The 19,978-nt window shown below is 66.9% G+C and carries 18 protein-coding genes; 5 read left to right on the top strand and 13 right to left on the bottom strand.

The features are described from left to right. Positions 1-182: 182 nt before the first annotated feature. Complete coding sequence (locus Q0263_RS10375) at positions 183-1,646, bottom strand: Nramp family divalent metal transporter (protein ID WP_298015704.1); 1,464 nt, start codon at positions 1,644-1,646, stop codon at positions 183-185. Between the two features lie 259 nt (positions 1,647-1,905). Here Q0263_RS10375 and betT point away from each other — a divergent pair, with 259 nt between their 5' ends. Continuing rightward, positions 1,906-3,894, top strand: coding sequence for a choline BCCT transporter BetT (gene betT, locus Q0263_RS10380; protein ID WP_298015705.1), 1,989 nt, complete (start codon positions 1,906-1,908; stop codon positions 3,892-3,894). On the opposite strand, the gene Q0263_RS10385 is transcribed toward betT, so the two are convergent. The 9 genes from Q0263_RS10385 to Q0263_RS10425 are packed head-to-tail and all read right to left on the bottom strand — an operon-like array spanning position 3,895 to position 11,379. Continuing rightward, a complete protein-coding gene (locus tag Q0263_RS10385) occupies positions 3,895-4,530 on the bottom strand; it encodes a Maf family protein (protein WP_298015706.1) in 636 nt (211 codons plus the stop codon). It lies immediately after the preceding gene. Further along, a complete protein-coding gene (gene pyk, locus Q0263_RS10390) occupies positions 4,530-5,972 on the bottom strand; it encodes a pyruvate kinase (RefSeq protein ID WP_298015707.1) in 1,443 nt (480 codons plus the stop codon). Before pyk ends, Q0263_RS10385 begins: the two co-directional genes overlap by 1 nt. Before the next feature lie 9 nt (positions 5,973-5,981). Further along, positions 5,982-6,452, bottom strand: a complete 471-nt coding sequence (gene rlmH, locus Q0263_RS10395; protein ID WP_298015708.1) for a 23S rRNA (pseudouridine(1915)-N(3))-methyltransferase RlmH — start codon at positions 6,450-6,452, stop codon at positions 5,982-5,984. Beyond that, on the bottom strand, positions 6,449-6,844 hold the full coding sequence (gene rsfS / locus Q0263_RS10400) for a ribosome silencing factor (RefSeq protein WP_298015709.1): 396 nt from the start codon (positions 6,842-6,844) through the stop codon (positions 6,449-6,451). The genes rlmH and rsfS overlap by 4 nt, the downstream gene beginning before the upstream one ends. Continuing rightward, a complete protein-coding gene (gene nadD, locus Q0263_RS10405; RefSeq protein ID WP_298019007.1) occupies positions 6,841-7,458 on the bottom strand; it encodes a nicotinate (nicotinamide) nucleotide adenylyltransferase in 618 nt (205 codons plus the stop codon). The genes rsfS and nadD overlap by 4 nt, the downstream gene beginning before the upstream one ends. Then, positions 7,458-8,360 (bottom strand): oxygen-dependent coproporphyrinogen oxidase, encoded by a 903-nt coding sequence (gene hemF, locus Q0263_RS10410; protein WP_298015712.1) that lies wholly within the window; start codon positions 8,358-8,360, stop codon positions 7,458-7,460. The genes nadD and hemF overlap by 1 nt, the downstream gene beginning before the upstream one ends. A 22-nt stretch (positions 8,361-8,382) precedes the next feature. Next, positions 8,383-9,681, bottom strand: coding sequence for a phosphoribosylamine--glycine ligase (gene purD / locus Q0263_RS10415; protein WP_298015714.1), 1,299 nt, complete (start codon positions 9,679-9,681; stop codon positions 8,383-8,385). After that, complete coding sequence (locus tag Q0263_RS10420; RefSeq protein ID WP_298015716.1) at positions 9,678-10,409, bottom strand: YebC/PmpR family DNA-binding transcriptional regulator; 732 nt, start codon at positions 10,407-10,409, stop codon at positions 9,678-9,680. The genes purD and Q0263_RS10420 overlap by 4 nt, the downstream gene beginning before the upstream one ends. A gap of 55 nt (positions 10,410-10,464) precedes the next feature. Beyond that, positions 10,465-11,379, bottom strand: a complete 915-nt coding sequence (locus Q0263_RS10425) for a DMT family transporter (RefSeq protein ID WP_298015718.1) — start codon at positions 11,377-11,379, stop codon at positions 10,465-10,467. 61 nt (positions 11,380-11,440) lie between these two features. On the opposite strand from Q0263_RS10425, the gene Q0263_RS10430 reads away from it, so the two are divergent. Then, on the top strand, positions 11,441-12,430 hold the full coding sequence (locus tag Q0263_RS10430) for a quinone oxidoreductase (protein WP_298019010.1): 990 nt from the start codon (positions 11,441-11,443) through the stop codon (positions 12,428-12,430). A gap of 87 nt (positions 12,431-12,517) precedes the next feature. On the opposite strand, the gene Q0263_RS10435 is transcribed toward Q0263_RS10430, so the two are convergent. After that, complete coding sequence (locus Q0263_RS10435; protein ID WP_298015720.1) at positions 12,518-13,528, bottom strand: class 1 fructose-bisphosphatase; 1,011 nt, start codon at positions 13,526-13,528, stop codon at positions 12,518-12,520. A gap of 48 nt (positions 13,529-13,576) precedes the next feature. Next, complete coding sequence (gene pepN, locus Q0263_RS10440; RefSeq protein WP_298015722.1) at positions 13,577-16,279, bottom strand: aminopeptidase N; 2,703 nt, start codon at positions 16,277-16,279, stop codon at positions 13,577-13,579. A gap of 161 nt (positions 16,280-16,440) precedes the next feature. On the opposite strand from pepN, the gene Q0263_RS10445 reads away from it, so the two are divergent. Further along, positions 16,441-17,067, top strand: coding sequence for a DUF4136 domain-containing protein (locus Q0263_RS10445; protein ID WP_298015724.1), 627 nt, complete (start codon positions 16,441-16,443; stop codon positions 17,065-17,067). Between the two features lie 42 nt (positions 17,068-17,109). Here Q0263_RS10445 and Q0263_RS10450 read toward each other — a convergent pair whose 3' ends face one another. After that, positions 17,110-17,481: an H-NS histone family protein gene (locus Q0263_RS10450; protein ID WP_298015726.1), complete on the bottom strand. Its 372-nt coding sequence runs from the start codon at positions 17,479-17,481 to the stop codon at positions 17,110-17,112. A gap of 192 nt (positions 17,482-17,673) precedes the next feature. On the opposite strand from Q0263_RS10450, the gene Q0263_RS10455 reads away from it, so the two are divergent. Next, the gene (locus tag Q0263_RS10455; RefSeq protein WP_298015728.1) at positions 17,674-18,486 is read left to right on the top strand and encodes a carbon-nitrogen hydrolase family protein; all 813 of its coding nucleotides are present in this window, start codon (positions 17,674-17,676) and stop codon (positions 18,484-18,486) included. Positions 18,487-18,507: 21 nt separating this feature from the next. After that, entirely contained in the window at positions 18,508-19,965 is a 1,458-nt protein-coding gene (tldD, locus tag Q0263_RS10460; protein WP_298015730.1) for a metalloprotease TldD, read from the top strand. Positions 19,966-19,978 lie beyond the last annotated feature (13 nt).

A 19,978-nucleotide genomic window follows, 5' to 3' on the forward strand; every position in this document is an offset into this window, starting at 1 on the left:
GCGCCGATGATAGTGGGTGGACACCTGTGAAAGTAGGTCATCGTCAGGCTTTTATTCCTCAAAGCCCCTGCAGAGCACTCTGCAGGGGCTTTGTCTTTGTGCGCGCCCAATGCTGATGGGCGTTGCCTGTCGCTGAAAGCGACAGGGGCCTGCCCGCTACGGGGCAGCCCCGTGGATGAAGCCTAGAACAGTTTCCCCAGCTGATCGATCAGCAGGTAGATCGAAAAACCGCCATAGAACACCACGGCCCACAGAATGGCCGCATAGCGCACGCCCGTCAGGCCGATGGCGCGGGGCAGCATGCAGCGGTTCAGCTGGATCAGCAGGACCGAATACACGAACATCACCAGGCCGTTCAGCGCCGAGGCGATCACCAGCAGCAGCAGCGGCTGGCTGACGCCCGAGAGCAGGATGATGGATCCGAAGGCCACCATCAGCCAGACGACCAGGAAGTACAGACGGCTTTCCGACCAGCTCTTGCTGTCGCGCAGCCAGTTGTTCTTGGCGATGTCGGCGACGATGCGGCCGATCATGTCCAGCACGGTCAGGTTGGTGGACAGCAGCACCACGACACCCGTGAACCAGAAGGCCGGCCCGACCCAGCCGCCCGCCTTTTCGTTCAGGGTTTCGCCCAGCAGGCGCACGAAGTCGAAGTTCTTCGCCTCGCCGCCGACCCCCAGGTAGGTGTAGGCCAGCATCATGAACAGCATGATGGCGAGCAGGCCCAGCACGAAGAAGGTGATGAACTGTTCGCGGTCGGCCACGCGCCACCAGCCGCGCCAGCGCTTCATATTGGCTTCATCCTGGGGGAAGAAATGGCCGATGGCCGCGCCGGTGGTTTCCTCGCCGGTGATGGGCGACACGATCTTGGGCAGCCGCGCCCCCATGCCCATGCCCTTGTCGCGCACCCAGTTGGATTGCGCCAGGTTCATGACGCCGCCGGCGCCGGCAAAGGCGATGGCCCCCAGCAGCAGCGCGATGGGCAGTTTGCCGATGGCTTCGGGAATTTGAGGGACTTCGGCGGTGAAGCCGGACACCAGCGCCGACCAGGATTCGCCGTTCAACAGCCCGAAGATGATGTAGACCATGAAGATCACGATCAGGGCCACCAGGAAGAACTGGATCTTTTCGACGGTCTTGTAGACCACCGGGGATACCGTCAGGATGATGCCGATCAGGACCAGGGAAGCGATGGTGATCGGGATGACCGCGCCCTCGGACAGACCGAAGGCATAGGTCAGGGCGGTTGAACTGCCGGTGGCCCAGCCAGGCCACATCCAGGGGATGACCGCCATGATGATGAACAGCCAGCTCCAGGGTTTCCACAGGCGGGTGAAGCCCGTGACCGCCGTTTCGCCCGTCGCCAGGGTGTAGCGGGTGATTTCCATGTTCAGGAAATACTGGGTCAGGATGCCGATGGTGGCCAGCCAGACCAGGGCCAGGCCGGTCTGGGTCGAAATGTAGGGCCACAGGACGAATTCGCCGGACCCGATCGAGCCCGCGAGCAGCAGGACGCTGGGGCCGACGACTTTCTTGAGAGGCAGGGGTTCAGGCAGGTCGCGGTATGTGACGGGGGGCAGATTGCCGCTGCGGATTTCAGAGGCGGTCTGGCCTGATGCGGCCGGACTGACGGCTGGGTCAACCATGTGCAATACCTCTTGGGGTGGAAGATGTTTGCAACGATGGCCCTGCATGCAGCCACGGCCATCACCGAAGCTTGCGATGTTAAGCAAGTTGTCAGTCATGCTAGGGGGCTGATGGTGGATGGTCAAGACCGAGCGTAAAAATGACGGGTTATCCCTGATTCTGGATCCCGTCCGGGGCGCCGGTGTACCATGGACCGGGCGGCAAGCGCCGACTTTGCGGGTGGAGGCATGGCATCCCGCCCCGATTTCCAAGGAACTCATGAGAAAAACACTGCATCCCCCCGTCTTCTATACGGCAGCGACCTTCGTGCTGGCCCTGGTCGTGTTCACCGTCCTGGCGCCCGCCTATGCCCGTTCGCTCTTCGACGCGACCCAGGGATGGATCCTGATCAATGCGAGCTGGTTCTACATCCTGACCGTGGCCGTCATCCTGATCGCCATCGTCTTCCTGGCGCTCAGCCGCTACGGCGACATCAAACTCGGGCCCGACCACAGCCAGCCCGACTATCGGGACGTCACCTGGTTCGCCATGCTGTTTTCAGCCGGCATGGGGATAGGCCTGATGTTCTTCGGCGTGGCCGAACCCGTCATGCACTTCGTGACCCCGCCGGTCGGCGAGGGCGGCACCGTCGCCGCCGCCCGGGAAGCCATGAAGATCACGTTCTTTCACTGGGGGCTGCACGCCTGGGCGATCTACGCGATCGTGGGCCTGATGCTGGCGTTCTTCAGCTATCGGCACGGACTGCCCCTGACGCTGCGCTCGGCGCTGTATCCGCTGATCGGCGATCGCATCTACGGGCCCATCGGGCATGCCGTGGATGTCTTCGCGATCCTGGGGACGGTCTTCGGCATTGCGACATCCCTGGGGCTGGGGGTGGCGCAGATCAACAGCGGCCTGCATCATCTGTTCGGCGTGCCCGTGACCGTCACGGTGCAGATCCTGCTGATCGTCGCGGCGTCGCTGCTGGCCACGCTCTCGGTCGCCAGCGGCCTGGACCGGGGCATCCGGATCCTGTCCGAAACCAATCTGGCCCTGGCCGTGGCCCTGTTGCTGTTCGTGCTGGTGCTGGGGCCCACGGTGTTCGTGCTGCAGACCTTCGTGCAGAACACCGGGGCCTATCTGTCCGACATTGTCGGCAAGACCTTCAATCTCTATGCCTACAAACCCAACGACTGGATCGGCGGCTGGACCCTGTTCTATTGGGGATGGTGGATCGCCTGGTCGCCGTTCGTCGGCCTGTTCATCGCCCGTATTTCGCGCGGACGCACCATCCGGGAATTCGTGCGCGGAGTGCTACTGGTGCCCGCCGGCTTCACGCTGCTGTGGATGACGGTGTTCGGCGATACGGCCATCCACTTCATCCTGATGGATCATGTGCGGGGCTTCGCGGAAACGGTGGCGGCGGACAGTTCCCTGGCGCTGTTCGCCTTTCTGGAACAACTGCCGCTGTCGGGCATCACGTCGCTGATCGCCATCGTGATGGTGCTGGTGTTCTTCGTGACCTCGGCCGATTCAGGGGCGCTGGTCGTGGACTTGCTGGCTTCCAACGGCTCCGAGCATTCCCCGGTGTGGCAGCGCATTTTCTGGTCGCTGCTGATGGGCGCCGTGGCGATCGCCCTGCTGCTGGCCGATGGCCTGGATGCCCTGCAGACGGCGACGATCGCCAGCGCCCTGCCGTTTTCCGTCATCCTGCTGCTGTCGCTCTGGGGGGTATTCAAGGCGCTGAAGCTCGATGCCACCAAGCGGCGCATCCGCTACCAGACGGTCGCGCGGGTGCACCTGCCCGGCAACCGCCAGTCCTGGCAGAACCGACTGCGCAACATCGTGCGTATGCCGGGACAGGCCCACGTGCAGCGCTTCATCGATCAGATCGTGCAGCCGGCTTTGCAGGCGGTGGCGCAGGAATTGCAGCAGCAAGGGTATGAGACGCGGGTCCTGACGGATGAACCCGAAGGCGGCGTGCGCCTGCACGTGCATCATCAGGGGGATTATCTGGATTTCTCGTATGCCGTGCGCCTCCTGGGGCAGATGCGCCCGGTCCTGACCTCCGACGAGGCGGCCAACGACGCGCAGAGGCAATATTTCCGCGCCGAGGTCTTCCTGCGGGAGGGCGGGCAGGACTACGACATCATGGGCTGGAGCCAGGAGGCCGTGATCGACGACGTGCTGGACCAGTACGAACGCCATCGCCATTACTTGCACATGGTGCACGGCCAGTCCGGCCCCGGGCCGGTCGCCGAAGGGTGATCAGCGCCGGATGGCCAGGGACCGGAGCAACTGCGCGGTCTCGTGGGCGGGCAGCCCCATGACGCCGCTGTGGCTGCCCGACAGGTGCGTGATGAAGGCGGCGGCGCGGCCCTGGATGGCGTAGCTGCCCGCCTTGCCGAAGGGTTCGCCGCTGGCGCAATACTGCCGGATGTCGGCGTCGGACAGCTCCTGGAAACCGACCTGGCTGATCTGGCAGGCTTCCAGCAGGCGGCCGTCCGCGGCCAGCACGACGGCGGTGTGCACGTGGTGCGTGCGCCCCGACAGGCGGCGCAGCATGGCGGCGGCATCGTCGGCGTCGGCCGGTTTGCCCAGCACGTCGCCGTCCAGGATGACCGTGGTGTCGGCGCACAGGATGGGCGCCCGCATCCAGTCCCGGGGCCAGGCCTCGGGGACCGGGTCGGGGCGCCCGCCGCCGGCCAGCCAGGCCAGCGCCTGACGGGCCTTGTCCCGGGCGGTGCGCCGGACGTAGTCCGCGGCGGCCTCGCCGGGCAGGCGGGGTTCGTCCTCGCCTTCGGGCGGGGGCACGCGCAGGACGCCGTGCGCGATCCCCAGCTGGTCCAGGATCTCATGGCGGCGGGGGCTGGCCGAGGCCAGCAGGATGAAGTCGGGAAACATCAGGCGACACGCAAGATCTTCAGGCCGTTGGTGCCGCCGCTGTTGCTGTAGAAATCGCCCTTCGTCAGGATGATCCAGTCGCCGGACTGCAACAGGCCGCGCCGGCGCAGGATGTCGATGGCGGCATCGCTGACCTCGGAGGGCGGCAGCGCCGCCGCGTCGAAGGGCACGGTGTAGACGCCCCGGAACAGGGCGGCCCGGCGCTGGGTGGACACGTGGCGGGTATAGCAATAGATGGGCACGCCCGAACGGATCCGGGACATGATCAGCGGCGTGTGGCCGCTTTCGGTCAGGCTGATGATGGCCTTGATGCCGGGAAAGTGGTTGGCCGCGTACATGCTGGCCAGCGCGATGGTCTCGTCGCAGCGCGTGAAGGTTTCCCCCAGGCGGTGGTGGGACTTGATGCTGGTCGGTTCCTGCTCGGCCCCCAGGCAGATGCGGGCCATGGCCTGGACGGCTTCGACCGGGTAGCGTCCGGATGCCGATTCGGCCGACAGCATGACGGCATCGGTGTAGTCCAGCACGGCATTGGCCACGTCCGACACCTCCGCGCGCGTCGGAATGGGGCTGGTGATCATGGATTCCATCATCTGGGTGGCCGTGATGACCAGCTTGTTCAGGGTGCGCGCGTGCTGGATGATGCGCTTCTGGATGCCGGCCAGGCGGGCGTCGCCGATTTCCACGCCCAGGTCGCCCCGGGCGACCATGACGCCGTCGCTGGCCCGGATCAGGTCGTCCAGGGCCGCATCGTCGGCGACGGCCTCGGCGCGTTCGATCTTGGCGATGATCCAGGCGGTGCTGCCGGTTTCGCGCACCAGGCGCCGGGCCTGTTCCATGTCGGCGCCGGAACGGGGAAAGGATACCGCCACGTAGTCCAGTTCCAGTTCGGCCGCCAGGCGGATGTCCTGGCGGTCCTTGTCCGTCAGGCTGGGGGCCGAGATGCCGCCGCCGCGCCGGTTGATGCCCTTGTTGTTGGACAGGGGGCCGCCCACCACGACCACGGTGTGGACGGCCGTCTCGTCGACGGACGTGACCTGCAGGATGACGCGCCCGTCGTCCAGCAGCAGTTCGTCGCCGGGGGCGCAGTCCTGCACCAGCGGCGGGTATTCGATGCCGACGATGGCCGGCGTGCCGTCGTCCAGCGGGTGCCGGATGGACAGGGTGAAAGGGTCGCCGGCGTGCAGCTCGATGGCGCCGTCGCGGAAGCGCGCGATGCGGATCTTGGGGCCCTGGAGGTCGCCCATGATGGCGACGTGCCGGTCCAGCCGGGCGGCGATGCCGCGCACCAGCCGGACGCGTTCGCGGTGGTCGTCCGCCGAACCGTGCGAGAAGTTCAGCCGGGCCACGTCCAGGCCGGCCTGGATCAGGGCTTCGATGCGTTCCGGGCTGGAGGTCGACGGTCCCAGCGTGGCGACGATCTTGGTGCGGCGGCGGGCGGTCATGACGGATCCTCAATCGCGGTGGTAGGGATGCCCGGACAGGATGCTCCAGGCGCGGTAGAGCTGTTCGGCCAGCAGGATGCGGACCATGGGGTGCGGCAGCGTGAGCGAAGACAGGCGCAGGGTCTGGCGGGCGGTCTGTTTCAGGGCGGGGTCCAGGCCGTCGGGCCCGCCGATGACGAGGGCGACGTCCTGGCCGCCGGCCCGCCAGTCTTCCAGGTGGTGCGCCAGATCGCGGGTGCTGATGTCGCGTCCGTGTTCGTCCAGCATGACCCGCCAGGCCGGTTCGTGCAAGGCGGCTTCGATGCGCTGGGCCTCGGCCTGCATCAGCTGGGCGACGGTCTTGCCGTGGGTGCGGGGCTCCGGCCGGATTTCGTGCAGTTCGATGGCGCAGTCGCGCGGCATGCGTTTGGCGTAATCCTGCCAGGCGTCCTGCACCCAGGCGGGCATGCGAGTGCCCACCGCGTAGATGCGCAGTTTCATTCCCAGGAGGCGTCGTCGTCGAAATCCGAGGCCTGGGCCGGGCCGGTGGGCAGCAGCTTCACACGGACCGGCTTGGCGCCCCAGATTTCCTCCAGGTTGTAGTAGCTGCGGATGGCAGGCTGCATGCAGTGCACGACGATGTCGCCCAGGTCGATCAGCACCCATTCGCCGGTGTCCTCGCCTTCGAAGGCCACGACTTCCAGGCCCTGTTTCTTGGCCTGTTCGGCGACGTGGCTGGCGATGGCGCGGGTCTGGCGGTTGGAGGTGCCGCTGGCGATGATGACGCGGTCGAACAGGCCGGTCAGGCCCGTCGTGTTGAAGACCTTGATGTCCTGGGCCTTGGTGTCTTCCAGGGCGTCGATGACGAGGCGTTGCTGTTTTTGCAGATTCATGGCGTTCGGGAACTGTCCGGGGAAGGATCCGGGCGTTGATAGAGCTGGTGAGTACGAATGTAACCCAGCACCCGCGGATCGAGTTGCGATTCGGGCAGGCGTCCCCGGGCCAGTTCCTGGCGGATGGTCGAGGCGGAGACGTCCTGGGGAGGAAAGGGGATGAGGACCAGCCCGTCGGGCGCCAGCGCCTGCGCCAGTTCGGCGGGCGGCGTCAGCGCGGCGCCGGGGCGCTGCGCCACGGCCAGGCGCACGTGACTCAGGATGTCACGCCAGCGGTGCCAGGTGCAGAAATTGGCCAGTTGGTCCGCCCCCAGGATCCAGGTGTAGCGGGCGCTGCGGGGCAGGGCCGCCAGGGTGTCGATGGTGTAGGTGGCGCCGGGGCGCTGCAGTTCGATGGGGTTGATGCGCAGCTGCGGGTCGTCGCCGCAGGCAAGGCGCAGCATGGCCAGCCTGTGTTCGGGCGCCGCCCCCAGCTGGCCGCGCTGCCAGGGGCGGCCGGCGGGCAGGAGTTCGACGTAGGCCAGCGACAGGGCTTCGCAGGCCGCCCGGGCCAGGGCGATGTGCGCCCGGTGGACCGGGTCGAAACTGCCGCCCAGCAAGCCGACCTGGGGCATTACAGCCATGTGCGGGGTTTCAGGTAGTCGGCCAGGGCGGCTTCGGGGGAACCGGGTTCCGGCGTCCAGTCGTAGCGCCATTGCGCGATGGGCGGCATGGACAGCAGGATGGATTCGGTGCGCCCTCCCGATTGCAGGCCGAACAGGGTGCCCCGGTCGTAGACCAGGTTGAATTCGACGTAGCGTCCGCGGCGGTAGGCCTGGAAGCCGCGCTCGCGTTCGCCGTACGCCGTCTGGCTGCGGGCCTGGACGATGGGCGCGTAGGCGGGGATGAAGCAGTTGCCGACGGCCTGGGTCAGGGAGAAGCAGGCGTCGAAGTCGGGGGCGTTCAGATCGTCGAAGAACAGGCCGCCCACGCCCCGGGTTTCCTGGCGGTGGCGCAACAGGAAATAGTCGTCGCACCAGGCCTTGTAGCGCGGATATTTGTCGGCGCCGAAGGGCGCCACGGCATCGTGGCAGACCTGGTGGAAATGGCGGGCGTCTTCTTCGAAGGGGTAGTAGGGGGTCAGGTCCAGCCCGCCGCCGAACCAGAAGACGTCGTGCTCGCCGTCGCCGCCGTGGGCGACGAACAGGCGCACGTTCATGTGCGTCGTGGGGACGTAGGGATTGCGGGGGTGCAGCACCATGGAGACGCCCATGGCCTCCCAGCCGCGCCCGGCCAGTTCCGGCCGGTGGGCGCTGGCCGAGGGCGGGAGGGTGTGGCCGCGCACGTGGCTGAACAGCACGCCGGCGCGCTCGAACACCGCGCCGTCCTCGCAGTAGCGGGTCAGGCCGCCGCCGCCCTCCGCCCGGGTCCAGGGATCGCTGCCGAATCGCGCGCCTTCGAGGTCTTCGAGAGCGCTGACGATGCGCTCCTGCAGATTGGAAAAAGTCTCGTGGACGTGATCGACAGGGACGTGCATGAGGGCTCCGTGGGCGGAAGAATCAATCGTGACGTTTGTTGCCGGCCAGGGCGCGCCAGCCGATGTCGCGGCGGAACTGCCGGCCTTCGAAGAGCGTCTGGTTGACGGCGTCGTAGGCGGCCTGCTGCGCGCGGCGGATGGAGTCGGCCAGCGCCGTGACGCACAGGACTCGGCCGCCGCTGGTGCGCAGCTGCCCGTCCTGCAGGGTCGTGCCGGCGTGGAAGGTCACGCAGGCGTCGGTGTCGGGCGCCAGACTGGTGATGGCGTCGCCCTTGCGCGGGCTGTCGGGATAGCCGGCCGCCGCCAGCACCACGCCGACGGCGGTGCGCCGGTCCCAGTCGATGTCGGCCTGATCCAGCGTGCCGTTCAGGGCGTGTTCCAGGGTTTCGGTGAAATCGCTCTTCACGCGCAGCATGATGGGCTGGGTTTCCGGGTCGCCCATGCGGCAGTTGAATTCCAGCACCTTCAGCGGGCGGGTGGCGTCGGGCCCCGGCCCGATCATGAGTCCCGCATACAGGAATCCGGTGTAGGGGATGCCGTCGCGCGCCATGCCCTGGACGGCCGGCTGGATGACTTCGCGCATGATGCGGTTGTGCAGGGCGGGCGTGACCAGGGGAGCGGGGGAATAGGCCCCCATGCCGCCGGTGTTGGGGCCGGCGTCGCCGTCCTGCAGGCGCTTGTGGTCCTGGCTGGTGGCCAGCGGCAGCACGTGGTGGCCGTCGCACATGACGATGAAGCTGGCTTCCTCGCCATCCAGGAATTCCTCGACGACCACGCGGGCGCCGGCGGCGCCGAAGGCCCCGTCCGCGCCCAGCATGTGGTCGATGGCCTGCAGGGCCTCGTCCTGCGTCTGGGCCACGACCACGCCCTTGCCGGCCGCCAGGCCGTCGGCCTTGACGACGATGGGGGCGCCCTGCGCCTGGATGTAGGCCTTGGCCTGCTGCGCGTCGGTGAAGGTCTGGTAGGCCGCCGTGGGGATGCCGTGGCGCTGCATGAAGGCCTTGGCGTAATCCTTGGAGCTTTCCAGTTGCGCGGCGTCCCGGGTGGGGCCGAAGATGCGCAGGCCCGCGGCCCGGAAGGCATCGACGATGCCCGCGGCCAGGGGGGCTTCGGGGCCGACGACCGTGAAGGCGATCTTCTCGTCGCGGGCGAAGGCGATCAGGGCGTCCGTGTCCTGCAGCGGCAGGTTTTCCAGCAGGTCTCCGTGGGCCGTCCCGCCGTTGCCGGGCGCGACGTAGATCTTCTGCACCCGGGGCGACCGGGACAGGCGCCAGGCCAGGGCGTGTTCACGGCCGCCCGAACCGATCACCAGCAGTTTCATTCGGCGTCGTCCATGACGGCGGTGGTGTAGACCTCTTGTACGTCGTCCAGGTCTTCCAGGAGGTCGATGATCTTCTGCATGCGCTCGGCGTCGTCGCCGGCCAGCTGGACCTTGGACAGGGCCTTCATGACGACGCCGTGGATCTCGGCTTCCAGGCCGGCGGCGTCGAAGGCCTGCTTCAGGGCGGCGTAGTCGCCCGGTTCGCAGGTGACCTCGATCACGCCTTCCTCGTCGGACTGGACGTCGTCGGCGCCGTTTTCCAGCGCGACGTCCATCACCTGTTCTTCGGAGGTGCCCGGAGCGAAGATGAACTGGCCGCAGTGCTTGAACATGAACACCACGCTGCCGTCCTGGCCCAGGTTGCCGCCGTGCTTGGTGAGCGTGTGGCGGACTTCGGAAACCGTGCGCTGGCGATTGTCGGTCATGCAGTCGATGACCAGGGCCGCGCCGCCCACGCCGTAGCCTTCGTAGCGGATTTCTTCGTAGTTGGCGTCATCGCCGCCGCCCGCGCCGCGCTGGATGGCGCGCAGGATGTTGTCCTTGGGCATGTTGGCCGACGTCGCCTTGTCCCAGGCCAGGCGCAGGCCCGGATTGGCATCGGGGTCGGGGCCACCGGCGCGGGCGGCCACGGTGATTTCACGGATGATTTTGGTCCAGAGCTTGCCGCGCTTGGCGTCTTGGCGCCCTTTGCGGTGCTGGATGTTTGCCCATTTGCTGTGTCCGGCCATGATGTGTCAACTAGGATAAAACAGGGAATCGAGCATTTTAACCGCTTGGGGCGCATCAGTCCGGCGAAGCCGCTTTGGACGCCGGGGAACTCGCGGGGGAAGCGGCCGCATCGGCGGCCGGGGCGGCGCGGCGCAGGCCCGACCAGATGATGGCGCCGATGATCAGGGCGCCGCCCGCCAGCGCGCGGGCGGACGGGTACTGGGCGAACAGGATGGCGGCGAATAAAATGGCGTAGACGGGTTCCAGCGCGATGACGATGCCGGCGGTGCGCGCCTTCAGTCGCGCCAGGCTGGATACCAGCAGGGCGTGCGACAGGGCGGTGCAGAACACGCCCAGCATGAAGATCCACAGCCAGTCCAGCGGCCGCAGGGCCGTGAATTCCCGGAAGCACCACGGCAGGGTCAGGGCCGCGACGACCAGGTTTTCCCAGCAGGCCAGTTCGCGCCCCGGCATGAGGCTGACCGCCTTGCGGTTGGCCAGCGTGAACAGGGCGAAGGCCAGCCCCGACAGCACTCCCCAGGCCAGGCCGATGGTGGCCTGGTCGCGGAAATCGAAGGACGGCGTCACCAGGACCAGGCCCAGCGTGACCAGCCCCACGACCAGCCATTCGGACGGCTGGGTGCGTTCGTGAAACAGCATGCCTTCCAGCAGGGTGATGAAGGCCGGGAAACTGGCGAAGCCCAGGGTGGCGATGGCGATGCCGCCGACCTTGACGGCGACGAAGAAGCTGGTCCAGTGGATGGCCAGGAGGGCGCCCGCCAGCCCCAGCGCCGTCCAGGACCGGCGCTGCGGCAGGGCGATGCGGTGCCCGGCATGGCCGATGAACAGCAGCAGGGCGATCGTGGCGAACAGGGCGCGGCCCGCCGTGATCAGGGTGGCGCTGGCCTGGATCAGTTCGCCGAAGATGCCGGTCAGTCCGAAGAGGAGCGCCGTCAGGTGGATGGCGAACTGGGCTTGGCGGGAATTCATGCTAGTCTGATCAGCTATCGGTGATACTTTCTTACAGCAGGGCCCGTTCGGGCCGGAGGACATTTCAGTGGAAAAGGCACAGATCATTCAAGTCGGCCAGCATGGGGGACCCGAAGTCCTGAAGCTGGCCCAGGTCGACGTTCCGGCACCCGGCCCCGGCGAAGTGCAGATCCGCCAGAAAGCCATCGGCCTGAATTTCATCGACATCTATTGTCGCACGGGTCTGTATCCCAATCCCTTGCCGCATGGCCTGGGATTCGAGGCATCCGGCATCGTGGCGGCCGTCGGGGAAGGCGTCGGCCACGTCCGGGTGGGCGACCGCGTGGCCTACGGCCAGGGGCCGATCGGCGCATACGCTACTCTGCGCAACGTGCCCGGCGGCAAAGTCGTCGCCATTCCGGATTCCGTCAGCTTCGAACAGGCGGCGGCCCTGATGCTCAAGGGCCTGACCGTCCAGTACCTGTTTCGCCAGACCTATCGCCTCAAGGGCAATGAAACCATCCTGTTCCATGCTGCGGCCGGCGGGGTCGGCCTGATCGCCTGCCAGTGGGCGCGGGCCCTGGGCGTGCGCCTGATCGGCACCGCGTCCTCGCCGGAAAAGGCGGCGCTGGCCCGCCGCTACGGGGCCTGGGAAGTCATCGACTACACGCGCGAGGACGTGCCCGCCCGGGTGCTCGAATTGACCAATGGGCAGAAAGTGCCCGTGGTTTATGACGGGGTGGGCCGGGACACCTGGGAGATGTCCCTGGATTGCCTGCAGCCGCGCGGCCTGATGGTCAGCTTCGGCAATGCCTCCGGGCCGGTGGAAGGCGTCAACCTGGGAGTGCTGGCCGCGAAGGGGTCGCTCTACGTGACGCGCCCCACGGTCGCGTCCTACACCGCCACGGCGCAGGCCATGCAGGCCGCCGCCGACGACGTGTTCGAGCTGGTGACGGCGGGCAAGCTGGACATCGTGATCGGCCAGCGTTTCGCGCTGAAGGATGCCAGGCTGGCCCACGAAGCCCTGGCGTCGCGCCGGACCACCGGAGCCACGGTGCTGACCCTGGACTGAGTCCGTTCGGGCCGCCGCCCCGGGGGCGGCGATGAAAAAAGGGGGCTATGGAGCCCCCTTTTTTCATCCGTCGGAACGGGCGCCGGATCAGGCGTCCCGGTGGTAGCGGGTCACGCGCTCGACTTCCTGCTTCGAGCCCAGGACCACGCCCACGCGCTGGTGGATGGCTTCGGGCTGGATGTCCAGGATCCGCGTGTAGCCGTCGGTCGCGGCGCCGCCGGCCTGCTCGATCAGGAAGCTCATGGGGTTGGCTTCGTACATCAGCCGCAGCTTGCCCTTGCGCCCGGATGCCCGGGCGTCGCGGGGGTACATGAAGATGCCGCCGCGCGTCAGGATGCGATGCACGTCGGCCACCATCGAGGCGATCCAGCGCGTGTTGTAGTTCTTGCCCAACGGGCCGGTTTCGCCCTGCATGCATTCGTCGATGTAGCGCCGCACGGGGGCTTCCCAGTGGCGCATGTTCGAGGTGTTGATGGCGAATTCGGCGGTTTCCTCGGGCACGCGGATGTTCTCGTGCGTCAGCAGCCAGGAGCCCATTTCGCGGTCCAGCGTGAACCCCATGACGCCCGCGCCCACGGTCAGCACCAGCATGGTCTGCGGGCCGTAGATGGCGTAGCCGGCCGCCACCTGGCGCGTGCCCGGCTGCAGGAAGTCGGCTTCGGCGATCTCGCGTCCGGCGGCCTCGGCGGGCGCTTGCAGGACGGAAAAGATGGTGCCGATCGAGACGTTCACGTCGATGTTCGACGAACCGTCCAGGGGATCGAAGAGCAGCAGGTTCTGGCCCTTGGGGTAGTGGTTGGGAATGCGGTGGATGGTCTGCATTTCCTCGGACGCCATGGCGGCCAGGTTGCCGCCCCATTCGTTGGCCTCGAGCAGGATCTCATTGGACAGGACGTCGAGCTTCTTCTGGATTTCGCCCTGCACGTTTTCCGTGCCCTGGCTGCCCAGCACGCCGCCCAGGGCGCCCTTGCTGACGGCATGGCCGATGGCCTTGCAGGCCCGCGAGACGGTTTCGATCAGCAGGCGGACGTCGGGCGAGACCGCCTTGTGTTCCCGCTGCTGCTCGACCAGGTACTGGGTCAATGTCTTGAATTTCAAAGTATTCCCCATTGAAAAGATAAAGAGGTCTGCCGGCCGGCGTCCGGATCAGGACGCCAGGGCCTTGGATACGATTTCGTGCACGTTGCGCGACAGGCCGGGCGCGGCCAGCACCCGCTGCAGGGCGGTCCGCATGCCCTCGCGGCTGGCGGGCTCGAAACGCGCCCAGTTGTCGAAGGCGCGCGCCAGACGGGCGGCGACTTCCGGGTTGAGTTCGTTCAGGGCCAGCACCTGTTCGGCCCAGAAATCGTAGCCTTCCGGCGTGTGCAGATTGGCCGGATTGTCCATGACGAAGCGGAAGATCACGGAACGGGCGCGGTTGGGTGTGCGCAGTGTGAAGTCGGGCAGAGCCATGAGCGCCCGGACCTGGGCGACCGAGCAGGACGGCGCGCTGGCCTGCACCCCGAACCAGCTGTCGAGGACCAGCGGATCGTGGCGCCAGCGTTCGTGGAAGTCCTGCAGCAGATCGGCGCAGTCCTGCGGCGCATGCTGCAGCAGGGCGCTCAGCGCGCCCAGGCTTTCGGTCATGTTGCGCGCCTGGGCGTACTGGTCCCGCGCCGTCCGGATGGCCTGCGCTTCGCGGCCGGCCAGCAGATAGTCCAGCGCCAGATTGCGCAGGGCGCGCTGCCCGGCCGCCACGGGGTCGGGGGAATAGGGGCCGCCGTTATCGGCGAGCGAATCGTAGAGCGTGCGCCAGGCCGGCGCCAGGCCGGCGCCCAGGGCGGCCTGGGCGCCGGTCCAGGCCGCCACCGCGGCCTGGGGCGCCATGGGGGCGCTGCGCTCGATCAGTTCGCGCAGGGCCGGCAGCGCCAGCAGGCGGGCCCGGTAGGCGGGCGACAGAGTGTCGTCTTGCAGCGCGGCCTGCCACAGCGCCAGCAGCGGGGCGATATCCGGCGCGGGTGCTTGCGCCTGACGCGCCCGGATTCCGGCCAGCAGATGGCGCAGGGCGGTTTCCTGGGTGGCGTCCCAGCGGGCGAAGGGGTCGGGGTCGCAGCGGGCCAGCAGGGCCAGGTCGGCGGCGGGGCGTTCGGTGTCGATGATGACGGGGGCCGAGAAGCCGCGCAGCAGCGACAGGACGGGCGCCCGGGGGATGTCCTCCAGGGTCCAGGACTGGCGCGCTTCGCGCAGTTCCAGCACCACGGTGTCCCGCTGCCGTCCGTCCCAGGTGATCGGCAGGGCGCGGCCGTCGGAATCCAGCAGTCCGATGGCCACCGGGATGTGCAGCGGCGGTTTTTCGGCGACGGGATTCTGGCGGGCTTCCAGCCCGGCCGGCGCGCAGTGCTGGCTGAGGGTCAGGTGCAGCCGGCGGGCGGCAGGGTCAAAGCGATGTTCGACCCGCAGGCGCGGGGTGCCGGCCTGCTGGTACCAGCGGCGGAAAATGCCGAAGTCCTGCCCGGCGTGCTGCCGGCTGTACACCGATTCCATGGCCTGGACGAAGTCGTCGCAGGTCACGGCCTGGCCGTCGTGGCGGCGGAAGTATTCGTCCATGCCGGCCCGAAAGCCCGATTCGCCCAGCAGCGTGTGCTGCATGCGGATGACCTCCGCGCCCTTTTCATAGACCGTGGCCGTGTAGAAATTGCCGATTTCCTGGTAGCTGTCGGGGCGGATGGGGTGGGCCATGGGGCCGGCGTCTTCGGGAAACTGCATCATGCGCAGCACGTGCACGTCGTCGATGCGCTTGACGGCCCGCGCGCTGGCGGCCTCGCCGTCTGGCAGGCCCCGGGCCAGCATGTCGGCGGAAAATTCCTGTTCGCGAAAGACGGTCAGGCCTTCCTTCAGGGACAGCTGGAACCAGTCGCGGCAGGTGACGCGGTTGCCGGTCCAGTTATGGAAGTATTCGTGGCCGATGACGGCTTCGATGCGGCGGTAGGCCCCGTCCGTCGCGCTGGCCGGGTCGGCCAGGACGTAGGCGGCGTTGAAGACGTTCAGGCCCTTGTTTTCCATGGCGCCCATATTGAAGTCGCGGGCGGCGACGACCATGAAGCGGTCCAGATCCAGCTCCAGGCCGAAGCGCTGTTCGTCCCAATGCATCGCGTGCGCCAGGCAGTCCAGCGCCCAGTGGGTCTGCTCGCGGCAGCCCCGGTCGCTGTAGACCTGCAGCAGGACTGAGCGGCCGCTGCGGGTGGTTTCGGTGCGCTCGATGCAGTCGAAGTCGCCCGCCACCAGGGCGAACAGGTAGCAGGGTTTGGGATGCGGGTCGCGCCACAAGGTCTGCCGCCGGCCGTCGTCCAGGGTGGTCTGTTCGACCAGATTGCCGTTGGACAGCAGGATGGGATAGGCGGCGGGATCCGCGCGCAGCACCACGTCGTAGCAGGCCATGACGTCGGGGCGGTCCGGAAACCAGGTGATGCGCCGGAAGCCCTGGGCTTCGCATTGAGTGAACAGCTTGTCGCCCGACACGTACAGTCCCATCAGCGTCGTATTTTGCGCCGGATGGCAGAGGCTGACGATCTCGACGACGAACGGCTTGCCGTGCGAAGGCGGCGTCAGCTGCAGTGTGGATTCGTCCAGATGGTAATCCTTCGCGGCCAGGGTCCGGCCATCGATGCGGGCTTCGATCAGTTCCAAGTCTTCGCCCTGCAGCACCAGAGGGGCGCCCGGGGGCGTCCCGGGGGCGGATTCGAACCGCAGCACCGAATGCACGCGCGTCGCCTGGGCGTCCAGGTCGAATTCCAGCCGGACCTGGGACAGGCGGTAGGGGTACGGGGTGTAATCCTGGCGATAAATTGTCTGAGCAACATCGGTGCGCATGGTTCTGTCCGTCCGGCCTTCATCATCAAGGCCTCATTGTAGTCGGCTGGTCGGGCTTGCGCCGGGACGGGGCGGCTTGTGTCGGAGTGCAACGTCCGCCTTTCGCCGGATCCGGACAGCGCCTATGATGAACATATTCGGTTTCCAGGTATTGAGATGTGATGAGCATGTTGCAGGTCGGAGGCCGTCTGTTGCGGCGTTGGCTGGGTCTGGTATTCGTGATGGCGGCTTTGAGTGGTTGCGCCAGCGTCTTTTCCGCGCAGGTCACACGCTATCAGCAATGGCCCGATCAAACCCAGGGGGCCCGATATTGGATCGAGCCCGATGCGGCCCAGCAGAACAATCTGCAGTTTCAGTCTTTCGCCGACGCGGTGCGCGCGGCATTGGGCCCCACTGGCCTGGTCGAAGCCCAATCCCGGGCGCAGGCGCGATTCATCGTGCGCATGGATTATGGCAGCCAGCAGGAACAGGAATGGCGCCAGCGCATGGTGGACCCTTACTTCTACGGCGGTTTTCCGGGACCCGGATTCGGCTACCACCCCTATTGGGGCGCCTGGGGGCCGGGGCCGGTGATCGAAACCGTGCCCGTCGTCGTGAGCCGCCTGCATCTGTCGGTGCGCATCGACGATAAGAACGAGCAGGGCAAAGAGGTCTATCGGGCGACGGCGGTCGCGGCGGGGCGGGATTCCCAGTTGGGCGCAGCCATGCCTTATCTGGCCCGGGCGCTGTTCGACCATTTTCCGGGCCGCAACGGGCAGGTCGTGCAGGTACGTTACCCGCTGAAATGATCATGGGGCCCTGGCGGGCCCCATGATTAAAATCTGCAGCGGTCAGGCGGTCTTTTCGATCAGGAAGGTGTCGCGCGAAACGCCGGACGCTTCGGCGTCGGACACCCAGCGCGGCGGCTTGCCGCGGCCCGTCCATTCGGCCTTGGTTTCGGGATGGCGGTATTTCGGCGGAATGACGCGTTTGGCGCCGGAGGCGGCCTTGCGCGGCGCGGCAGTGGCGGGGCGGCTGGCGGATTTACGGTCGAAGACGGCGGCGATCTCTTCCGGGGTAATGCCATAATCGCGCATGGACCGCACAATGGACGTGATCACCGGTTTGCGTTGTTTGGCTTGCAGGGTCTGCAGCTGTTTTTCGATTTTGGCTTTTTCTTTTTCCAGCCGAGTTTTTTGCGAGGCGTAACTGGTACGGGCCATTCGGTACTCCGAAAGTAGGGATTTAGGCCTGGCCGATATTCAGGGAATGCTGACCTCTCGGGTTTTGCGTGATCCTGATCCAGGGCAGTTTCAGATTTTAATCGGATTTTGGCCTGTTTGTGCAGTCCATGTCGCGATCGATTATGTATCAGATATTGAATCATTCGCCCCGCGGGGCAGGGATCGTTGAATATGCGGGATGATTTTCTTTCGGTGGCTGCCGTCCAGATGGTGGCGGGAATGTCGGTTCAGGATAATCTGCGGCAGGCGGCTCACTGGATCGCCGAAGCGGCCAAGGGCGGCGCCCGGCTGATCGCCCTGCCGGAATATTTCTGTTTCATGGGGCGTCGGGATCAGGACAAGCTGGCCCTGGCGGAAACCCCGGGCGATGGGCCGATCCAGGCCTTCCTGGCGCAGCAGGCGAAACAGCACGGAATCTGGCTGGTGGGCGGGACCCTGCCGTTGCGCAGCCCGGATGCTCAGCGCATCTACAATGCCTGCCTGGTCCATGGGCCGCAGGGCGATCTGTGCGCCCGCTACGACAAGATTCATTTATTCGGTTTTCAGAAAGGAGCGGAAACCTATGATGAATCGATCGCCATCCGTCCCGGCGATGCGCCGCCCCAGGTATTCGAATTGCCTTTCGGTCGCGTGGCGCTGGGCATCTGTTACGACCTGCGTTTCCCGGAGTTTTTCAGGGCCCAGGGGGACGTGCGCCTGATGGTGCTGCCGGCCGCTTTCACCTACACCACGGGTTCGGTACACTGGGAAGTCCTGCTGCGCGCACGCGCGATCGAGAATCAGTGCTATGTGCTGGCCAGCGCCCAGGGAGGCGTGCATGAAAACGGCCGCCGCACCTGGGGGCATTCCATGCTGATCGATCCCTGGGGCGACGTGCTCGGGTGCCTGCCCGAAGGCCCCGGCTTCACGGCGGGGGTGCTGGATGCCGGCCGTCTCGACTCCGTGCGGCAATCGTTGCCGGCCTTGCGGCACCGGGTCATGTGATGTTGTTATAGGTTGCATTTGATGAAAGTGATTGAACCGGGCCTGGATGCCCTGAATACCGCCCGTTCCCTGCTGCTGGATCCCTGGGGGCTGGACGAATCCCACCTGGCGCGGGCCTTGTCCGAGATCCACACCCATCGGGTCGATTATGCGGATCTGTACTTCCAGTACAGCTGCTCCGAGGGCTGGAGCCTGGAGGAAGGCATCGTCAAGACCGGCAGCTTCTCCATCGACCAGGGCGTCGGGGTGCGGGCCGTCAGCGGTGAAAAGACCGCCTTCGCCTATTCCGACAGCCTGTCGCCGGCCGCGCTGCTGTCGTCCGCCCAGGCCGTGCGCACGATCGCCCGCCAGGGATCGGGGCGCCGTCGCGTGGATGGCGGGCTGGATACGCCCCATCGCCTGTATCCCGCCGTCAATCCCGTGGATTCCCTGTCGGCGCCGGACAAGGTCGCCCTGCTGGAACGCGTCGAAGCCATGGCGCGCGCCGCGGACCCGGAGATCATCCAGGTCATGGCGGGCCTGGCGGCCGAATACGACGTCATCCTGGTGGCCGGCAGCGACGGCCGCCTGGTGGCGGATGTGCGCCCGCTGGTGCGCCTGTCCGTCACGGTCATCGCCGAACGCAAGGGACGGCGTGAAATGGGCCACGGCGGCGGGGGCGGGCGCACCGGCCTGGCCTATTTCACCGACGATGTCCTGCGCGGCTACGTGGATCGCGCGGTGCACGAGGCCCGGGTCAATCTGCAGGCGCGCCCCGCGCCGGCGGGCCAGATGACGGTCGTGCTGGGGTCGGGCTGGCCCGGCATCCTGCTGCACGAAGCGGTCGGCCACGGCCTGGAGGGCGATTTCAACCGCAAGGGTTCCAGCGTGTTTTCCGGGCGCATCGGCGAACGGGTCGCTTCGCGCGGCGTGACGGTGGTCGATGACGGCACCTTGCCGGACCGCCGCGGGTCCCTGAACGTCGACGACGAAGGCCATCCCACGCAGCGCAACGTGCTGATCGAGGACGGCGTCCTGCGCGGCTACATGCAGGATTCCATGAATGCGCGGCTGATGAAGCAGGCGCCCACCGGCAACGGCCGTCGCGAATCCTACGCGCATCTGCCCATGCCGCGCATGACCAATACCTACATGCTGGCGGGCAAGGCCGACCCGCAGGAAATCATCGCGTCCGTCGATCGCGGCCTGTACGCCGTGAACTTCGGCGGCGGGCAGGTGGACATCACCAGCGGGAAGTTCGTGTTTTCGGCCTCCGAGGCCTACCTGATCGAAAAGGGCAAGGTCACCCATCCGGTCAAGGGCGCCACCCTGATCGGCAGCGGTCCCGACGCCATGCGCCGCATCAGCATGATCGGCCATGACATGGCCCTGGATTCCGGGGTGGGCACCTGCGGCAAGGAAGGCCAGAGCGTGCCCGTCGGGGTGGGGATGCCGACTCTGCGGATGGACGGGCTGACGGTGGGCGGCACCGCCTCCTGATGGCGTCGCCTGT

Source organism: uncultured Castellaniella sp. (assembly GCF_937988725.1).
Classification (GTDB): Bacteria; Pseudomonadota; Gammaproteobacteria; order Burkholderiales; family Burkholderiaceae_B; genus Castellaniella.

Coding starts and splice junctions, on each gene's coding strand:
- betT (WP_298015705.1), top strand. CDS start 1,906: ATGAGAAAAACACTGCATCCCCCCGTCTTCTATACGGCAGCGACCTTC.
- Q0263_RS10425 (WP_298015718.1), bottom strand. CDS start 11,379: ATGAATTCCCGCCAAGCCCAGTTCGCCATCCACCTGACGGCGCTCCTC.
- Q0263_RS10375 (WP_298015704.1), bottom strand. CDS start 1,646: ATGGTTGACCCAGCCGTCAGTCCGGCCGCATCAGGCCAGACCGCCTCT.
- Q0263_RS10445 (WP_298015724.1), top strand. CDS start 16,441: ATGAGCATGTTGCAGGTCGGAGGCCGTCTGTTGCGGCGTTGGCTGGGT.
- Q0263_RS10455 (WP_298015728.1), top strand. CDS start 17,674: ATGCGGGATGATTTTCTTTCGGTGGCTGCCGTCCAGATGGTGGCGGGA.
- purD (WP_298015714.1), bottom strand. CDS start 9,681: ATGAAACTGCTGGTGATCGGTTCGGGCGGCCGTGAACACGCCCTGGCC.
- Q0263_RS10385 (WP_298015706.1), bottom strand. CDS start 4,530: ATGTTTCCCGACTTCATCCTGCTGGCCTCGGCCAGCCCCCGCCGCCAT.
- nadD (WP_298019007.1), bottom strand. CDS start 7,458: ATGCCCCAGGTCGGCTTGCTGGGCGGCAGTTTCGACCCGGTCCACCGG.
- pyk (WP_298015707.1), bottom strand. CDS start 5,972: ATGACCGCCCGCCGCCGCACCAAGATCGTCGCCACGCTGGGACCGTCG.
- rlmH (WP_298015708.1), bottom strand. CDS start 6,452: ATGAAACTGCGCATCTACGCGGTGGGCACTCGCATGCCCGCCTGGGTG.
- Q0263_RS10420 (WP_298015716.1), bottom strand. CDS start 10,409: ATGGCCGGACACAGCAAATGGGCAAACATCCAGCACCGCAAAGGGCGC.
- rsfS (WP_298015709.1), bottom strand. CDS start 6,844: ATGAATCTGCAAAAACAGCAACGCCTCGTCATCGACGCCCTGGAAGAC.
- tldD (WP_298015730.1), top strand. CDS start 18,508: ATGAAAGTGATTGAACCGGGCCTGGATGCCCTGAATACCGCCCGTTCC.
- Q0263_RS10450 (WP_298015726.1), bottom strand. CDS start 17,481: ATGGCCCGTACCAGTTACGCCTCGCAAAAAACTCGGCTGGAAAAAGAA.
- pepN (WP_298015722.1), bottom strand. CDS start 16,279: ATGCGCACCGATGTTGCTCAGACAATTTATCGCCAGGATTACACCCCG.
- hemF (WP_298015712.1), bottom strand. CDS start 8,360: ATGCACGTCCCTGTCGATCACGTCCACGAGACTTTTTCCAATCTGCAG.